The sequence below is a fragment of the Mycobacterium venezuelense genome (genome assembly GCF_054919535.1).
Map to the genome: position 1 here is coordinate 90,604 of NZ_JBONDW010000011.1, position 17,498 is coordinate 108,101.

Below are 17,498 nucleotides of genomic sequence, written 5' to 3' on the forward strand. Positions count from 1 at the left end.
GCATTGCGGCATGACCATGACCGATCACGCGCAACACGGACATTCCGGCCACGCCGAGGGGCACGGCGGCGGTCACGGCGATCACGCCGGGCAGTTCCGGCGGCTCTTCTGGATCATGGCGGTGCTGGCGATCCCGACCGTGTTCTGCTCGCCGATGTTCGCGATGCTGCTCGGCTATTCGATTCCCGATGTCACGGGCCTGCGCTGGGTGTCGCCGGTGGTCGGAACCGTCATGTTCGTCTGGGGCGGCCGGCCGTTCCTGGTCGGTGCCGTCAGCGAAATACGCTCGCGCGCACCGGGAATGATGCTGTTGATCGGGTTGGCGATCACCGTCGCGTTCCTCGCCTCGTGGGGTGCCAGCCTCGGCCTCTTGCATCACCAGCTCGACTTCTGGTGGGAGCTCGCGCTGCTGATCGTGATCATGCTGCTCGGGCACTGGATCGAAATGCGTTCGCTCGCACAGACCACGTCGGCGCTCGACTCGTTGGCGGCGTTGTTGCCCGACGAGGCCGAGCGGGTCGACGACAGCGGCGGAACCGAACAGATCGTCACGGTCGCGCCTGCGGACTTGCGGGTCGGTGACGTCGTGATCGTGCGACCGGGCGGCAGTGTCCCGGTCGACGGGCGGATCGTGGACGGCTCGGCCGACGTCGACGAATCGATGGTGACCGGCGAGTCGCGGCCCGTGCGCCGCGGCGTCGGCGACAACGTCGTCGCCGGCACGGTGGCGACGGATTCCGGCATGCGGATCACAGTGACCGCCGTCGGCGAGGACACCGCGCTCGCGGGCATTCAACGGCTGGTCACCGATGCGATGAACTCCTCGTCTCGCGCTCAGCGGCTTGCGGATCGGGCGGCGGGCTGGCTGTTCTGGTTCGCCTTGGGCGCAGCGATTCTGACCGCGATCGTCTGGACGTATCTGGGGCAGCCCGACGAGGCCGTCGTCCGCACGATCACCGTGCTGGTGATCGCCTGCCCCCACGCGCTCGGATTGGCGATTCCGCTCGTGGTGTCCATCGCGACCGAGCGAGCCGCGCGGGGCGGTGTCCTGGTAAAGGACCGGCTGGCGCTGGAGACCATGCGCTCGGTGAAGGCCGTGCTGTTCGACAAGACCGGGACCCTCACCAAGGGCGAGCCCGCGGTGACAGGTGTGCTGGCGACCGGTGCAAGCGACGACGAGGTGCTGACGCTTGCGGCCGCGGCGGAAGCCGCGTCGGAGCACCCGCTGGCCAAGGCGATCGTCGCGGCGGCGCAGCGTCGCGGTCTTCCGGTGCCGTCGGCCACGGAATTCACGTCGTCGCCCGCGGTCGGAGTCAGCGCGGTCGTGTCGGGCCGGCGGGTCCAGGTCGGCGGACCGCGGCTGCTCGAGCAGGCCGGTGTCGGTCCGATGCCGGAAACCGGCAAGTGGCGCGGGGCCATCGTGCTGCACGTCCTGGTGGACGGTGCGGTGGCCGGTGCGCTGGCCCTGGCCGACGAGATCCGCCCAGAGTCCAGGCAGGCGGTCGATGCGCTCCACGGCCGTGGGGTCAGCGTCGTCATGATCACCGGCGACGCCGAACCGGTCGCGGCGGCCGTCGCCGCAGAACTGGGTGTCGACCGCTTCTATGCCGGCGTGCGTCCCGAGGACAAGGCCGCCAAGGTCGCCGAGCTGCAGCGTGAAGGACTCACCGTGGCGATGGTCGGTGACGGTGTCAACGACGCACCGGCGCTGGCGCAGGCGGACGTCGGTATCGCGATCGGCGCCGGTACCGATGTCGCGATCGGGTCGGCCGGGGTGATCCTGGCGAGCTCCGATCCCCGCTCGGTACTGTCGGTCATCGAGCTCTCGACACAGTCCTATCGAAAGATGCGCCAAAACCTTTGGTGGGCAGCGGGTTACAACCTCATCTCGGTTCCGCTGGCGGCGGGTGTGCTGGCTCCGGTCGGATTCGTGTTGCCGATGTCGGTGGGTGCGGTGCTCATGTCGGCGTCGACCGTGGCGGTTGCGCTGAACGCCCAGTTGTTGCGTCGGCTCGATTTGCGGCCCGAATCCGCGGTTCGGGCGACTCGAACGGAGGCGGCGGCAAATTCTAAGAATCTGACTAAGCTTTTCAGCAAATAGGATAGTTACACATAACAGCATGATAACAGCGCCATAACTCAGCTGTGGCAAATGAAATTGCTACATGAGGCGGTGTGGGGAGGTTGGCGGGTCACCGGGCGGGCGGCGGGTGGGAATGTGAAAGTTCAAGTGCCACAACATCATCCGCGAACTTGGCCGCTCCCGCGCCGCCGCGGAACCGCGATGACCAGCGAGTATAGTTAGGCTTAGCTAAGTTGGCATGTCGCCCGGTATCTGTCTTATCGTTTTCTCCACTTATGGCGTGTGGGGCATAGCCGTCGTTCAGTGCTGCACGAACGGCTTCCACCGCCGAGCCGGCTAACGCCAGCTAGTCGCTGTAAGTGGTGACTAGCGGCGAAGCTCCAGAAATGCATGTTGAAGGGCCAGGTGGGAATGACGCCCCAGAGCCAGAGTGGGATCAGCTCCTCGCGTATGCAGGGCATGTACAACCCCGCGTACGAACATGACGCGTGCGGCGTCGCAATGGTGGCCGACATGCATGGCCGCCGCAGCCGCGACATCGTCGACAAGGCCATCACGGCGCTGGTGAACCTTGAGCACCGCGGTGCCCAGGGCGCCGAGCCCAACACCGGCGACGGTGCGGGCATCCTCATCCAGGTGCCCGACGCCTTCCTGCGCGACGTCGTCGAGTTCGAACTTCCCGAGGCGGGCAGCTACGCCACCGGCATCGCATTCCTGCCGCAGTCGTCGCGCGACGCCGCGACCGCATGCGAGGCCGTCGAGAAGATCGCCGAGGCCGAAGGCCTTGAGGTTCTCGGCTGGCGCGAGGTGCCCACCGACGACTCTTCTCTCGGCGCGCTCGCCCGGGACGCCATGCCGACCTTTCGCCAGATCTTCCTTGGCGGCGCGTCGGGCATGGAGCTGGAGCGTCGGGCATACGTCATGCGCAAGCGCGCCGAACACGAACTCGGCACCAAGGGCCCGGGCCAGGACGGTCCCGGACGTGAAACGGTTTACTTCCCAAGCCTTTCCGGTCAGACCTTCGTCTACAAGGGCATGCTGACGACCCCGCAGCTCAAGGCGTTCTACCTGGATCTGCAGGATGACCGGCTGACCAGTGCGCTTGGCATCGTGCACTCGCGGTTCTCCACCAACACGTTCCCGTCGTGGCCGCTGGCCCACCCGTTCCGGCGCATCGCCCACAACGGTGAGATCAACACCGTCACCGGCAACGAGAACTGGATGCGTGCCCGTGAGGCGCTGATCCGCACCGACCTGTTCGGCACCGAAGGTCTCGACAAGATCGTTCCGGTCTGCACACCAGGGGCGTCGGACACCGCACGCTTCGACGAGGTTCTCGAACTGCTGCACCTCGGCGGCCGCAGCCTGCCGCACGCGGTGCTGATGATGATCCCCGAGGCGTGGGAGCGCCACGAGTCGATGGACCCCGCGCGGCGGGCGTTCTACCAGTACCACGCGTCGCTCATGGAGCCGTGGGACGGACCGGCCTCGGTCTGCTTCACCGACGGCACCGTCATCGGCGCGGTGCTCGACCGCAACGGCCTGCGTCCGTCCCGCATCTGGGTGACTGACGACGGCCTCGTCGTGATGGCTTCGGAAGCGGGCGTGCTGCCACTCGACCCGTCCACCGTCGTCAAGAAGATGCGCCTGCAGCCCGGCCGTATGTTCCTGGTGGACACCGCGCAGGGCCGCATCGTCTCCGACGAAGAGGTCAAGGCCGAACTCGCGGCCGAACAGCCGTACCAGGAATGGCTCGAATCGGGCCTGTTCCACCTTGATGAGCTGCCGCCGGGCGACTACGTCCGCATGCCGCACCACCGCGTCGTGCTGCGCCAGCAGATCTTCGGCTACACCTACGAGGAGCTCAACCTGCTCGTGGCGCCGATGGCCCGCACGGGCGCCGAGGCGCTTGGGTCGATGGGCACCGATACGCCCGTCGCCGTCCTCTCGGCGCGCCCGCGCATGCTGTTCGACTACTTCCAGCAGCTGTTCGCCCAGGTGACCAACCCGCCGCTGGACGCCATCCGCGAAGAGGTGGTGACCAGCCTCCAGGGCGTGATCGGGCCGGAAGGCGATCTGCTCAACCCGGGCGCCGAATCGTGCCGCCAGATCGTGCTTCCGCAGCCGATCCTGCGCAACGCCGACCTGTCGAAGCTCATGTGCGTCGACCCCGACCACGAGATCCGCGGTCACAAGCACGGCATGCGTGCCGCGGTGATCCGCTGCCTGTACCCGGTGAACCGGGGCGGCAAGGGGCTCAAGGAAGCGCTCGACAACGTGCGCGCCAAGGTATCCGAGGCGATCCGGGACGGTGCGCGCATCATCGTGCTGTCCGACCGGGAATCCAACGAGACGATGGCGCCGATCCCGTCGCTGCTCTCGGTTGCGGCCGTGCACCATCACCTCGTGCGCGAGCGCACCCGCACCAAGGTCGGCCTGGTCGTCGAGGCCGGTGACGCCCGCGAGGTGCACCACATGGCCATGCTGGTCGGCTTCGGCGCCGCGGCGATCAACCCGTACATGGCGTTCGAGTCGATCGAGGACATGGTCGACCGTGGCGTCATCACCGGCATCACGAGTGACAAGGCCAAGGCCAACTACGTCAAGGCGGCAGGCAAGGGCGTGCTGAAGGTGATGTCCAAGATGGGCATCTCCACGCTGGCCTCCTACACCGGCGCTCAGTTGTTCCAGGCCATCGGCATCAGCCAGCAGGTGCTCGACGAGTACTTCACCGGGCTCGCGTGCCCCGTCGGTGGCATTGACCTCGACGACATCGCCGACGACGTCGCGACCCGCCATTCGCTGGCGTATCTGGACCGCCCCGACGAGCGCGCCCACCGTGAACTCGAGGTCGGTGGCGAATACCAGTGGCGCCGCGAGGGCGAGTACCACCTGTTCAACCCGGACACGGTGTTCAAACTGCAGCACTCGACGCGCACCGGTCAGTACTCGATCTTCAAGGAGTACACCAAGCTCGTCGACGACCAGAGCGAGCGGATCGCGTCGCTGCGTGGGCTGTTGAAGTTCCGCGACTCCGAAGACACCGGGCGCCCGTCCATTTCCATCGATGAGGTCGAGCCGGCGTCAGAAATCGTCAAGCGATTCTCGACCGGTGCCATGAGCTACGGCTCGATCTCCGCCGAGGCGCACGAGACGCTCGCGATCGCGATGAACCGCCTTGGCGGACGCTCGAACTCGGGTGAGGGCGGCGAGCACGTCAGCCGCTTCGACCGCGACGAGAACGGCGACTGGCGCCGCAGCGCCATCAAACAGGTGGCATCGGGCCGGTTCGGTGTGACATCGCACTATCTGACTAACTGCACCGACATCCAGATCAAGATGGCGCAGGGTGCGAAACCCGGTGAGGGCGGCCAGCTTCCGGGGCACAAGGTGTACCCGTGGGTGGCCGAGGTGCGGCACTCGACCCCGGGTGTCGGCCTGATCTCGCCGCCGCCGCACCACGACATCTATTCGATCGAGGATCTGGCGCAGCTGATCCACGACCTGAAGAACGCCAACCCGCAGGCCCGCGTGCACGTCAAGCTGGTCAGCGAGAACGGCGTCGGCACGGTCGCCGCGGGCGTCTCGAAGGCCCACGCCGACGTGGTGCTCATCTCCGGCCACGACGGCGGTACCGGCGCCACCCCGCTGACCTCGATGAAGCACGCGGGTGCACCGTGGGAGCTCGGCCTGGCCGAAACCCAGCAGACCCTGCTGCTCAACGGTCTTCGCGACCGCATCGTGGTCCAGGTCGACGGCCAGCTCAAGACCGGTCGCGACGTGGTCATCGCCGCGCTGCTTGGCGGTGAGGAGTTCGGTTTCGCCACCGCGCCGCTCGTGGTCTCGGGCTGCATCATGATGCGCGTGTGCCACCTCGACACCTGCCCGGTGGGTGTGGCCACCCAGAACCCGGTGCTGCGCGAACGGTTCAACGGCAAGCCGGAATTCGTCGAGAACTTCTTCATGTTCATCGCAGAGGAAGTCCGCGAGCTCATGGCACAGCTCGGCTTCCGCACCGTCAACGAGATGGTGGGCCAGGTCGGTTCGCTCGACACCACCCGTGCCGCCGAGCATTGGAAGGCACACAAGCTCGACCTGTCGCCGGTGCTGCACGAGCCGGAATCGGCGTTCATGAACCAGGATCTGTACTGCAGCTCGCGCCAGGACCACGGCCTCGACAAGGCCCTGGACCAGCAGCTGATCACGCAGAGCCGTGAGGCACTGGATTCGGGTACGCCGGTGCGTTTCTCGACCAAGATCACCAACGTCAACCGCACCGTCGGCACGATGCTCGGCCACGAGGTCACCAAGGCATATGGCGGGCAGGGGCTTCCGGACGGAACCATCGACATCACGTTCGACGGGTCGGCCGGAAACAGCTTCGGCGCGTTTGTCCCCAAGGGCATCACGCTGCGGGTCTACGGCGACGCCAACGACTACGTCGGCAAGGGCCTGTCGGGTGGGCGGATCGTCGTGCGCCCCGCCGACGAGGCGCCGGTTGGCTTTGCCGCGGAGGACAACATCATCGCCGGCAACGTGATCCTGTTCGGCGCCACGAGCGGTGAGGCGTTCCTGCGCGGTCAGGTGGGCGAGCGGTTCGCCGTCCGTAACTCCGGCGCCCACGCGGTCGTCGAAGGCGTCGGCGATCATGGCTGCGAGTACATGACCGGCGGCAAGGTCGTGATCCTCGGACCCACCGGCCGCAACTTCGCGGCAGGCATGTCCGGCGGCATCGCATATGTGTACAACGTCGCCGGCACGCTGTCGGAGAACCTGAACACCGAGATGGTGGAGCTGGAAGAGCTTGAAGACGTCGATGTCGAATGGCTGCGGGGCATACTCGCCGCGCACGTCGATGCGACGGATTCGACTGTTGGACAACGGATCCTGTCTGATTGGGATAACGAATTGAAGCATTTCGTCAAGGTCATGCCGCGCGACTACAAGCGCGTGCTGACGGCCATCGCCGAGGCCAAGCGCGCCGGCGAAAATGTGGACGAGGCGATCATGGCGGCCGCCAGTGGCTGATCCGCGCGGTTTTCTCAAGCACACTTCTCGGGAACTTCCGTCCCGCAGGCCGGTTCCGCTGCGCCTGAAGGACTGGAAAGAGGTCTACGAGGACTTCGCCCACCCGGTTCTGCAGGACCAGGCGGCACGCTGCATGGATTGCGGTATCCCGTTCTGCCACAACGGTTGTCCACTGGGGAACCTGATCCCCGAGTGGAACGACCTGGTGTACCGGGACCGGTGGCGCGACGCGATCGAGCGTCTGCACGCCACCAACAACTTCCCGGAGTTCACCGGTCGGCTGTGCCCGGCACCCTGTGAGGCGTCGTGCGTCCTCGGCATCAACCAGGATCCGGTGACCATCAAGCAGGTCGAGGTCGAGATCATCGACAACGCCTTCGACCAGGGCTGGGTCGTTCCGATGTTGCCCGACGTGCAGACCGGCAAGAAGGTCGCCGTCGTCGGGTCCGGGCCTGCCGGTTTGGCTGCCGCCCAGCAGCTGACGCGGGCCGGCCACACCGTGACGGTGTTCGAGCGCGCCGACCGCATCGGCGGCCTGCTGCGCTACGGCATCCCCGAATTCAAGATGGAAAAGCGCCACATCGACCGGCGCCTGGAACAGATGGCGGCCGAGGGCACCCAGTTCCGGCCGGGCGTCAACGTCGGCGTCGACATCACCGTGGCGCAGCTGCGGCTGAACTACGACGCGGTCGTGCTCGCAGGTGGCGCCACCGCATGGCGTGATCTGCCGATCCCGGGCCGCGAGCTCGACGGCATCCACCAAGCCATGGAGTTCCTGCCGTGGGCCAACCGCGTGCAGCTCGGCGACGACGTCCTCGGTCCGGACGGCGAACCGCCGATCACCGCCAAGGGCAAGCACGTCGTCATCATCGGCGGCGGCGACACCGGCGCGGACTGCCTGGGCACCTCGCACCGTCAAGGCGCGGCGAGCATCCACCAGTTCGAGATCATGCCGCGCCCGCCGGAGACTCGCGCCGACTCGACCCCCTGGCCGACCTACCCGCTGATGTTCCGGGTGTCCTCGGCTCACGAAGAGGGCGGCGAGCGGGTGTTCTCCGTCAACACTGAGGAATTCGTCGGCGAGAACGGTCATGTCACGGGGCTGCGCGCGCACGAGGTCAAGATGAACGCAGGCAAGTTCGAGAAGGTGGAAGGCACCGACTTCGAGCTCAAGGCCGATCTCGTGTTGCTCGCGATGGGCTTCGTCGGACCCGAGAAGGCAGGCCTGCTGACCGATCTCGGTGTCGAGATGACCGACCGCGGCAACGTCTCACGCGATGCGAACTACCAGAGCTCGGTTCCCGGTGTGTTCGTGGCCGGCGACATGGGGCGTGGGCAGTCTCTGATCGTGTGGGCTATCGCCGAAGGCCGGGCCGCCGCAGCAGGCGTCGACCGCTACCTGATGGGCCGCACGGCACTGCCCGCACCGATCAAGCCCACCGCTGCGCCGCAGCGCTGACTTGGTTTTCCCGCGCTACCCGCGCGCGATTGTCACGCCAGAGTGGCGCTGGGCGTCCAGAGTCACTCTGGCGTGACAAATGGTTGAGTGAGCCGGCGCCGGCAGGCGGTCCTGGGATCTGGACCGGTTAGCAATTACTAAGACGCTCTTAATTAGCTTGTGTGGGGTTCGTCACGTCCGAAGGATCGGAGAAAGCCCTGGCAGATGTGGTGTAGGCCACAAAACTAGTCGCCTGGACGCCACATAAGTCACATCAGTCACAAGAAAAACACTCAGAATTTTACGCGGCGTGGCACGCGCTGTTTGCCGGAAACCGGGTATCTAATGACTTGGTGAGAGCTCTGCGGTAACGTGGGGTTACGGGTACAGCTATCAAGAAGCCGCAGGAGTGATCACCGTGTATCTCAGTCCGATCAGTCGGTCACGGATGGGTCGAATTGCCTGGTCATTGCTACGTCACCCGGTGAAGAGTCGCGAATTCCCCGCGAAGAACGAGCGGTTGGTCACTGCTGACGAGCTACTCCGCTTCGGGGTATAGCGCGCCGCAAACCGCGTAGGTGAACGGCTCTCGCAGCCGTTCGTCAATTTTTGCCTTCTGTCAGCAGGCACGAAATGGCCGGCACCGCTAGATGAACACGATGCCGGCCGTGCCGATCGACGCGTGTACTAGCTGGTCAACTGCCCGGAATCCCTGATCGCCTGTGCCAGAGGCTCGAGCACGGCCGTGTCGTAGGGCGGCGGCAGATAGATGATCGCGAGATCCAGGCCTTCCGCACCGAGCGCGGCAGCCTCGTCGACGACCTTCGCGTAATCCCGATCCTCGCCCAGCCGGACATGCGCAGAAAGCGTGATCTCCTTGGGGTCGCGGCCGATGTCGGCACAATGCGACGCGAGGACGTCACGCTTGCGGGCGAACTCCTCGGGTGGCCCGCCGACGAAATTCCAGTGGTCGGCGTACTTGGCGGTGATGCGCAGCGTCCGCTTTTCGCCGCTGCCGCCGATGCAGAACGGCGGATGCGGCTGCTGCGGGCCCTTCGGCTCGTTGCGCGCGTCCTTGAGCTGGTAGAACTTGCCGTCGAACGTCGTTGTCTCCTGGCTCAGCAGGCCCTTGAGCACCTCGCAGGCCTCCTCGAACCGGTCGAAGCGCTCCTTGATGGAGCCGAGTTCGATGCCGTAGGCGCCCGATTCCTCTTCATTCCACCCGGCGCCGATACCGAGTTCGAGGCGTCCGTTGGAGATGATGTCGAGCGCCGAAGCCATGTTCGCCAGCACTGCGGGATGCCGGTAATGAATGCCGGTCACCAGCACGCCGACACGCAATCGCTCGGTCGCCTGTGCCAGCGCGGTCAGTGTGGTCCACCCTTCCAGGCACGGACCGGTCGAATCGGAGAAGATCGGATAGAAGTGGTCGAAAGTCCAGCCCGACTCGTAGACATCGATATCGTCGGCGGCTTTCCAGATGGCCAGCATGTCGGCCCAGGTCGTGTTCTGCGGGGAAGTTTTGAAGGCGAATCGCACAACACTCCAAACTAGACACACTTCCCGATTAATTCCTGTGCGAGAGCGGGTCAATTACGTCATGGTCGATCTGACGAGAGCATGTGAACGCACCGCACGCCTGCTGAGCGGTGTCGGGGACGCCGAGCTCGACGGGCCAACTCCGTGCGAAAAGCTGACGGTCGGTGAACTGGTGGCCCACCTCGGCAGGCTCGCGGTGGCCTTCGCTGCAGCGGCGCGCAAGGAACGCAGTGCGCTGACCGAAACGCCGCCGGAGGTCGGTGGCTACCAACTCGATGAAGACTGGCGTGCCAGTTATCCCGCTCAACTCAGCCGTCTCGCGCAGGCGTGGCGGGTACCCGAGGCGTGGACTGGCATGACACGGGTCGCCGGCATCGACTTGCCGGGCGACGTCGCCGGTTCGGTGGCACTCACCGAGGTGGTGATCCATGGATGGGACCTCGCTCGCGCGACCGGTCAACCTTATGAAGTCGAGGACGATGACGCGGAAGCTGTTCTGGCGCATGTAGCTTCAGTGGCGGCCGAGGGCCCGACGGAGGGGTTGTTCGGCCCTGCTGTTGCGGTGGCTGACGACGCCGCGCCTCTCGTGCGCGCGCTGGCCCTGAGCGGGCGGAACCCCGTTCCGGGGACCGACGGGGTCGGTGCCGAACTTCCAGACCCCAATTGACGGCGCGCTCGGTAATCTCGCGGGTGCACACCGAACACACCCGGGAGTGAACATGAGCGAGTACGCAGTGACCAACCCCGCGACCGCTGAGGTGGTCGCCACCTATCCCACCGCAACCGACGCCGAGATACAGGCCGCGATCGAGGCCGCCGCGAAGACCGGCCGCACGTGGGCGCGCACCTCGACGGTTGCCGAGCGCGCCGCGATGCTCGGCAAGGTGGCCGATCTGCACGAGCAGCGCCGCGAACAACTCGCCGACGTCATCGTCCGCGAGATGGGCAAGCCGCGCGACCAATCGCTGGGCGAGGTCGACTTCTGCGCGGCCATCTACCGGTACTACGCCGACAACGCCGAGAAGTTCCTGGCCGACGAGGAGATCAAACTGCTCGACGGCGAGGGCACGGCGGTGGTCAAGCGAGGCCCCATCGGAGTGCTGCTCGGCATCATGCCGTGGAACTACCCCTACTACCAGGTGGCCCGGTTCGCGGGCCCAAACCTGGTGGTGGGCAACACGATTCTGCTCAAGCATGCCCCGCAGTGCCCCGAATCGGCCGAGCTGCTGCAGCTGCTGTTCCTGGAGGCCGGTTTCCCGCAGGGTGCCTACATCGACATCCGGGCGACCAACGAGCAGGTCGCTGACATCATCGCCGATCCCCGGGTCGCCGCGGTGTCCCTCACCGGATCCGAGCGGGCCGGAGCCGCTGTCGCCGAGATTGCCGGGCGCAATCTCAAGAAATGCGTCCTTGAGCTCGGCGGGTCAGACCCGTTCATCGTGCTGTCCACCGACGATCTCGACGCGACGGTGGAATCCGCGGTCGAAGCACGGCTGGAGAACACCGGGCAGGCATGCAACGCCGCCAAGCGGTTCATCGTGGCCGAGAACCTTTACGACGACTTCTTGACCAAGTTCACCGACAAGCTGCTGGCAGCAGCCGACGGGATCGCGCCACTGTCCTCCGAGCAAGCCGCCGAACGGCTCGAACAGCAGGTCAAAACTGCCGTCGACCAAGGGGCGCAGCTGACTTCATCGGGGGAACGGCGCGGCGCGTTCTACCCGCCTGCCGTGCTGACCGGGGTGACGGAGGACAACGACGCCTATCGGCAGGAACTGTTCGGGCCCGTCGCCATGGTGTACAAGGCCGGCTCGGAGGACGAGGCCGTCGCGATCGCCAACGACACCCCGTTCGGGCTCGGCTCCTACGTGTTCACCACCGACAAGGATCAGGCCCAGCGCGTGGCCGAGAAGATCGACGCGGGCATGGTGTTCGTCAACGCCGTCGGTGCCGAAGGTGCCGAGCTGCCCTTCGGCGGCGTCAAGCGTTCCGGGTTCGGACGTGAGCTGGGCCGGTTCGGCATCGAGGAGTTCGTGAACAAGAAACTGATCCGCACCGTGAGCTGAGCGTCAATGCGGCTTTCTGGCGACGTGGGTGCGGGCATGTTCGACGGCGTCGTCGAGTGAATCCAGCAGATGATTCTCGTGCCGGAGTGACTCGAACACCCCGACATTGGCGAGAAGATCCATGTGTTCGGGCCGCACGCCCTTGATGATCACGGTGACTCCGCGCGACTCCAGGTCGGTGGCGATCTCGGTGAGCGTGTGAGCACCGGTGGCGTCGAGCATGCCCAGTTGTGACATCCGGATGATGACGACGGATGTGTGGGGATGCTCGGCGTCCACGATCGCGTTCGAAATTCGTTCGGCCGCACCGAAGAACATCGCGCCGTCCAGGCGCAGCAGCGCTATTTGTTCGTCGCCGGGACGGTGCGGTTCTGGCAACTCTTCGCGCACCACGCTGCTGCGCCGCGCAACCGAACGCAACGCGAAGAAGGCTGCCGCCACGATGCCGATCTCGACGGCCTCGATCAGGTCGAAGCACACCGTGACCGCCGCGGTGAGCGCGAAGATCAAAGCGTCCGACCGTGTCGAACGTAAGATCTTGCGGACGGTCAAAATCGATATCATCCGGAACGACGTCACCATCAGCACACCGGCCAACGCCGCCAATGGAATCGCCGAAACCGGGCCGGTGGCCAAGTACACGACGGCCAGCAGCACCAGTGAATGCACGATCGCCGCGACCCGAGTTCTGGCTCCCGATCGCACGTTGACGGCCGTGCGCGCGATGGCACCGGTCGCCGGCATCCCGCCGAAGACCCCGGATGCCACAGATGCCAAGCCCTGACCGACCAATTCGCGGTCGGGGTCGTAAGGCCCCGTGGGCGACATCGTCGCAGCCACCCGCGCCGACAACAACGATTCGATCGCCGCGAGTGCCGCGATGGCGAGTGCCGCACCTAGCAGCGTGCGCAGAGAACTTGCGTCGGCGTGCGGAAGCACCGGAGCGGGTAGATGCGACGGCAAAGTGCCGATCGAGGCGACCGGTAGGTGCAACACCACCACGAGCACGGTCGCCGCGATCACCGCGGTGAGCGACTCCGGAATCGCGCGGTGCACGTTCGGTAGCGCGATCATCAGCACGGCGACAAGTGCCACGACCGCAAGGGTTTTCGTGGCTTGTGACCAGTCGGCGTTCCACAGGACGGTGACCGCCGCCGTCAGCGTGCGTTGTCCGGCCGGTGTCTGCTGTGCCAACGCGGCCGGCACCTGTTGCAGAAAGATGATGGCTGCGATCCCCAACGTGAATCCTTCGATCACCGGCCAGGGAATGAACGTCACTGCCCGGCCCAACCCGGTGACGCCTGCCGCCAGGACCAGTAGGCCAGCGAACACCGTGACCATGGCGATGCTGCCGAGGCCGTGTGCTGCGACGATGGGCGCCAGCACCACCGCCATCGCGCCCGTCGGTCCCGAAACCTGCACATGCGAACCGCCGAACACCGCCGCCACCAGGCCGGCAACCACCGCGGTGATCAGGCCGGCGGCAGCCCCGACCCCGGAGCTGATGCCGAAGGCCAATGCCAGCGGCAGCGCGACCACTCCCACGGTGATGCCGGCGAGGACGTCCTGCCGCCACGAACGAGGCAGGTCGGAGTAGTCGCTGCGACGAGGCAGCAACCGGCCGAGGTTGCCGACCGCCGCACCGATCACTGTCGATGCCCGATGGGTGGCAGGGATTGCAGTGCGGCCAGCTGATCACGCTGCATACCGAGGGTGTCGGCAAGGAACGTGCGCGCGATCACCAGCAGCTCGGAGATCTTCGGGTGGGCGAGCTCGTACAGCACGGCATTGCCCATCCGCCGGCTGCTCACGACATGATGGCGTTTGAGAACCGCCAGGTGCTGTGACAACAGCGTCGGCTCGATCTCGGTCTCGGCGAGGATTTCACTGACCGGCGTCGGTTTCCCACTTGCCGAGAGGATTTCGAGCACACGGATGCGGGCGGGATGAGCGAGCGCCTTGAACAGGTTCGCCTTGATCTCATAGAGGGGTTGTTCGGGGCTGGCGGGGAAGGGATGCGGCACGAGCAGACCTGACGAATTGATGGATTGAACGAAAGCTCAATTCAACGTAGCGGGGTTCGCCCGCAGCCACAACCGGGCACACTTGAGGTATGAGCGGCGTGCTGTATTTCGACGGCAATTGCGGCATGTGCACGCGTAGCGTGCATGCCCTGACCGACCGGCAGCGGACCGGTGACGTGCGGATCGCTCCGTTTCAGCAGCCGGGTACCGCCAGGCGACTGGATGTGCCGACGGACCTGATGGTGGAAGCGGCGTGGTGGCATGACACGTCAGGAGTGGTGTACCGAGGAGCGGAAGCAATAAATGCCGCGCTGGCAGCCGGCTACGGAACTCAGATTCCGTTGCGGCTGTATCGGTTACCTGGCATGCGCCTGCTTCAGGACGCGGTCTACCGCTGGGTTGCCACCCACCGGTACCGGTTTCCCGGGACGACGCCACATTGTGCGGCCCATCCGGGAGACTGCTGACCATGGATCCGGTCACCGCGCTGCGCCAGATCGCCTATTTCAAGGACCGGGCCCGGGAGGACCCACGCCGGGTGATGGCCTATCGCAACGCCGCTGACATCGTCGAGAAGTTGACCGATGAGCAGCGGGAGCGGTTGGGCGCGGCCAATGGCTGGCAGTCGTTGCCCGGCATCGGCCCGAAGACCGCCAAGGTCATCGCGCAGGCGTGGGCCGGCCGGGAGCCTGATGCGCTCGTCGAATTACGGTCCGCGGTAGCCGATCTCGGCGGGGGAGACATCCGTGCCGCGTTGCGCGGTGATCTGCATGTGCATTCCAACTGGTCGGACGGGTCAGCCCCGATCGAGGAAATGATGTTGGCGGCAAGGGATTTGGGCCATGAATACTGTGCGCTGACCGATCACTCGCCACGGCTCAAGATCGCCAACGGGCTGTCCCCGGAGCGGCTGCACGAACAACTTGCCGTCATCGACGAGGTGCGTGAGCTCGTCGCGCCGATGCGCATCCTCACGGGCATCGAGGTCGACATTCTCGAAGACGGTTCGCTGGACCAGGAACCCGAATTGCTGGAGCGCCTCGACGTGGTGGTCGCCAGTGTGCACTCCAAACTCGCCATGGACGAGACAGCCATGACCCGCCGCATGATCAAAGCCGTCACCAATCCACACACCGACGTTCTGGGTCACTGCACGGGACGACTGGTCACAGGCGGCCGGGGCATGCGGCCCGAATCGAAGTTCGACGCCGAAAAGGTGTTCACCGCATGCCGTGACAGCGGGACCGCCGTCGAGATCAACTCGCGTCCCGAACGCCGTGACCCGCCAACGCGGCTGTTGAAACTCGCACTGGAGATCGGCTGCCTGTTCAGCATCGACACCGATTCGCACGCGCCGGGACAGCTCGATTTCCTCGGCTACGGTGCCCAACGCGCGTTGGACGCCGAAGTGCCGGTGGAGCGCATCGTCAATACGTGGCCGGCCGACCAGCTTCTGGAGTGGGCCGCGACGACCTGAGCTCAGCCGCTGAACGGATTATGTTCGGCGATCAGCTTTTCCATGCGTGCCTCGTCGAGACGCACGCAGGCGATGGCGGCCTGGAGGAAAAACGCGGCGGTGACTTTCGCTGTGTCGTTGAGGGCGTTCATACACCGAGCCTGGCGTAGCTCGCCGCCCGGCGGATGCGTGAGAATACTCAACTACACTCACGCGATGCGCGCGGATCTTGGCGTCGACACAATCGTCACACTGCTGGCTGCCGGGCTGATCTTCCTGCTGGCCCTGATCCTTGGCATCTGGAAATACCGGCAGATGGCAACCAATGCGAACCACTTGGCGCATCCGTACGTCGACATCGCCCATCGCGCCGCCCTGCTCTACTCATTCGCGACGCTGCTGGTGGCGGTCTTCGTCGAATTGAGCGCTTGGCCGACGTGGGTCAACCTCACCGCCGCGATGGTCCTGGTGCTGTTCTTCGTCATCGCCATCGTCAGCTATATCGAGCATGGCGCCAAGCAGGACACCACCAACCAGTTCGGCCAGCCGAGCTTCGGACTGCATGCCGGCATGGTGGCGCTGATCGTCGGCGAGGTCGGTGGCTTCGCTGTCCTGCTCGCCGGATTCATAGCGGCACAACTGCTTTAGTCGGGCAGCATAGGCATCTCCAGCCCCGGATCGCGACCGACCAACACGCCACGCGTCAGCACTGCGTTGCCGAACCGTTGGCGCACCTGGTCGATGGCGCAGTCGATCGCGATCGGATCGGGTGCGGCGCCGAACGGAAGTTCCAACTGCTGGCTGCCCTCTCGGTCGATGTTGGACACCGCGAATCCGATGAGCGTCAAGCCGCGTTCGGCGATCAGCGGTGCGGCCGCAGACACCAGATCCCGTGCGGCGTCCAGGATCGCGTCGGTCGACGCGGTTGCGCGGGGCAGGGTGTGCGAACGCGTCGCCCGCCCGAAATCGTCGAACCGCAACCGCAACACAACGGTGCGGCCGGTACGGCCGGCAGCGCGCATGCGACGCGTGATCCGGTCGATCAGATTCACCACCACAACGTCCACTTCGGCGCCCGACATGGTGTTGCCGCGCCGGCCAAGAGCCCGCTGAGCCCCCACCGAGCGGCGTCGCACCCCCGTCGTCACCCGCCGTCGATCGATGTTGCGGGACAACGCGAACAGCTGACGACCCATGGCGCCGCCGACCATGGACCCCAGTGCCGCCTCGGAGAGTTCAGCGACGTCGGCCACGGTCTCGACGCCATGAGCATGCAGCTTCTCGGCGGTCTTGGCGCCGACGCCCCACAACCGGCGCACGGGTAGCGGGTGCAGGAACGCCAGTTCGCGGTCGGGTGGCACGAGCAGCAATCCGTCGGGCTTGGCTTCCTGGCTGGCCACCTTGGCCAGGAACTTGGTCCGCGCGATGCCGACGGTGATGGGCAACCCGACCTGCTGCTTGACCTGTGTGCGCAGCCGACTGGCGATCTCCACGGGCGTGCCCGAAACGCGGCCAAGCCCGGACACGTCGAGGAACGCCTCGTCGACGGACAGCGGCTCGACGAGCGGGGTCGTGTCGTGGAAGACCGCGAAAACGTCCTTGCTCGCCTGCGAATACGCGGCCATGCGGGGCGGGACGACGATGGCTTGTGGGCACAGCGCCCGAGCCTGGCGCCCGCCCATCGCGGTGCGGACCCCATGGGCCTTCGCTTCGTACGACGCCGCGAGCACCACACCGCCGCCGACGATGACCGGGCGCCCGCGCAGCGACGGGTCGTCGCGCTGCTCGACCGATGCGTAGAACGAGTCGAGGTCAGCGTGCAGGATGTCGGCCGCCTGAATACCGGACACGAACATATGTTCGC

General features: G+C 65.8%; 13 protein-coding genes. 8 read left to right on the plus strand and 5 right to left on the minus strand.

All coding sequences use genetic code 11. The annotated features are described in order from the left end of the window. The first annotated feature begins 10 nt into the window (after positions 1-10). From ACRCUN_RS19330 to ACRCUN_RS19340, 3 genes are all read left to right on the plus strand, one after another. Positions 11-2,101: a heavy metal translocating P-type ATPase gene (locus tag ACRCUN_RS19330; RefSeq protein ID WP_462143238.1), complete on the plus strand. Its 2,091-nt coding sequence runs from the start codon at positions 11-13 to the stop codon at positions 2,099-2,101. Between the two features lie 432 nt (positions 2,102-2,533). Then, a complete protein-coding gene (gene gltB / locus ACRCUN_RS19335) occupies positions 2,534-7,111 on the plus strand; it encodes a glutamate synthase large subunit (protein ID WP_462143334.1) in 4,578 nt (1,525 codons plus the stop codon). After that, entirely contained in the window at positions 7,104-8,570 is a 1,467-nt protein-coding gene (locus ACRCUN_RS19340) for a glutamate synthase subunit beta (RefSeq protein ID WP_462143239.1), read from the plus strand. The genes gltB and ACRCUN_RS19340 overlap by 8 nt, the downstream gene beginning before the upstream one ends. A 666-nt stretch (positions 8,571-9,236) precedes the next feature. On the opposite strand, the gene ACRCUN_RS19345 is transcribed toward ACRCUN_RS19340, so the two are convergent. After that, positions 9,237-10,088 carry an LLM class F420-dependent oxidoreductase gene (locus ACRCUN_RS19345; protein WP_462143240.1) on the minus strand — a complete coding sequence of 284 codons (852 nt, stop codon included), beginning with the start codon at positions 10,086-10,088 and terminating at the stop codon, positions 9,237-9,239. Between the two features lie 61 nt (positions 10,089-10,149). On the opposite strand from ACRCUN_RS19345, the gene ACRCUN_RS19350 reads away from it, so the two are divergent. Together ACRCUN_RS19350 and ACRCUN_RS19355 are read left to right on the plus strand one after the other, a co-directional pair. Beyond that, the gene (locus tag ACRCUN_RS19350) at positions 10,150-10,755 is read left to right on the plus strand and encodes a TIGR03086 family metal-binding protein (RefSeq protein WP_462143241.1); all 606 of its coding nucleotides are present in this window, start codon (positions 10,150-10,152) and stop codon (positions 10,753-10,755) included. A 52-nt stretch (positions 10,756-10,807) separates the two neighbouring features. After that, on the plus strand, positions 10,808-12,154 hold the full coding sequence (locus tag ACRCUN_RS19355; protein WP_462143242.1) for an NAD-dependent succinate-semialdehyde dehydrogenase: 1,347 nt from the start codon (positions 10,808-10,810) through the stop codon (positions 12,152-12,154). A gap of 3 nt (positions 12,155-12,157) precedes the next feature. Here the strand turns inward: ACRCUN_RS19355 and ACRCUN_RS19360 are convergent, their stop codons facing one another. Both ACRCUN_RS19360 and ACRCUN_RS19365 read right to left on the minus strand, forming a co-directional pair. Continuing rightward, on the minus strand, positions 12,158-13,804 hold the full coding sequence (locus ACRCUN_RS19360) for a SulP family inorganic anion transporter (protein WP_462143243.1): 1,647 nt from the start codon (positions 13,802-13,804) through the stop codon (positions 12,158-12,160). After that, positions 13,801-14,178: an ArsR/SmtB family transcription factor gene (locus tag ACRCUN_RS19365; protein ID WP_462143244.1), complete on the minus strand. Its 378-nt coding sequence runs from the start codon at positions 14,176-14,178 to the stop codon at positions 13,801-13,803. The genes ACRCUN_RS19360 and ACRCUN_RS19365 overlap by 4 nt, the downstream gene beginning before the upstream one ends. Positions 14,179-14,267: 89 nt before the next feature. Here ACRCUN_RS19365 and ACRCUN_RS19370 point away from each other — a divergent pair, with 89 nt between their 5' ends. Together ACRCUN_RS19370 and ACRCUN_RS19375 are read left to right on the plus strand one after the other, a co-directional pair. Next, positions 14,268-14,645: a thiol-disulfide oxidoreductase DCC family protein gene (locus ACRCUN_RS19370; protein ID WP_462143245.1), complete on the plus strand. Its 378-nt coding sequence runs from the start codon at positions 14,268-14,270 to the stop codon at positions 14,643-14,645. Positions 14,646-14,647: 2 nt separating this feature from the next. Further along, positions 14,648-15,655 carry a PHP domain-containing protein gene (locus ACRCUN_RS19375; RefSeq protein ID WP_462143246.1) on the plus strand — a complete coding sequence of 336 codons (1,008 nt, stop codon included), beginning with the start codon at positions 14,648-14,650 and terminating at the stop codon, positions 15,653-15,655. Between the two features lie 2 nt (positions 15,656-15,657). Here the strand turns inward: ACRCUN_RS19375 and ACRCUN_RS19380 are convergent, their stop codons facing one another. Beyond that, the gene (locus tag ACRCUN_RS19380) at positions 15,658-15,786 is read right to left on the minus strand and encodes a hypothetical protein (protein WP_462143247.1); all 129 of its coding nucleotides are present in this window, start codon (positions 15,784-15,786) and stop codon (positions 15,658-15,660) included. Positions 15,787-15,850: 64 nt separating this feature from the next. On the opposite strand from ACRCUN_RS19380, the gene ACRCUN_RS19385 reads away from it, so the two are divergent. After that, a complete protein-coding gene (locus ACRCUN_RS19385; RefSeq protein ID WP_462143248.1) occupies positions 15,851-16,282 on the plus strand; it encodes a hypothetical protein in 432 nt (143 codons plus the stop codon). Here the strand turns inward: ACRCUN_RS19385 and dinB are convergent. Continuing rightward, entirely contained in the window at positions 16,279-17,490 is a 1,212-nt protein-coding gene (dinB, locus tag ACRCUN_RS19390; protein ID WP_462143249.1) for a DNA polymerase IV, read from the minus strand. The genes ACRCUN_RS19385 and dinB overlap by 4 nt on opposite strands. Between the last annotated feature and the right edge of the window lie 8 nt (positions 17,491-17,498).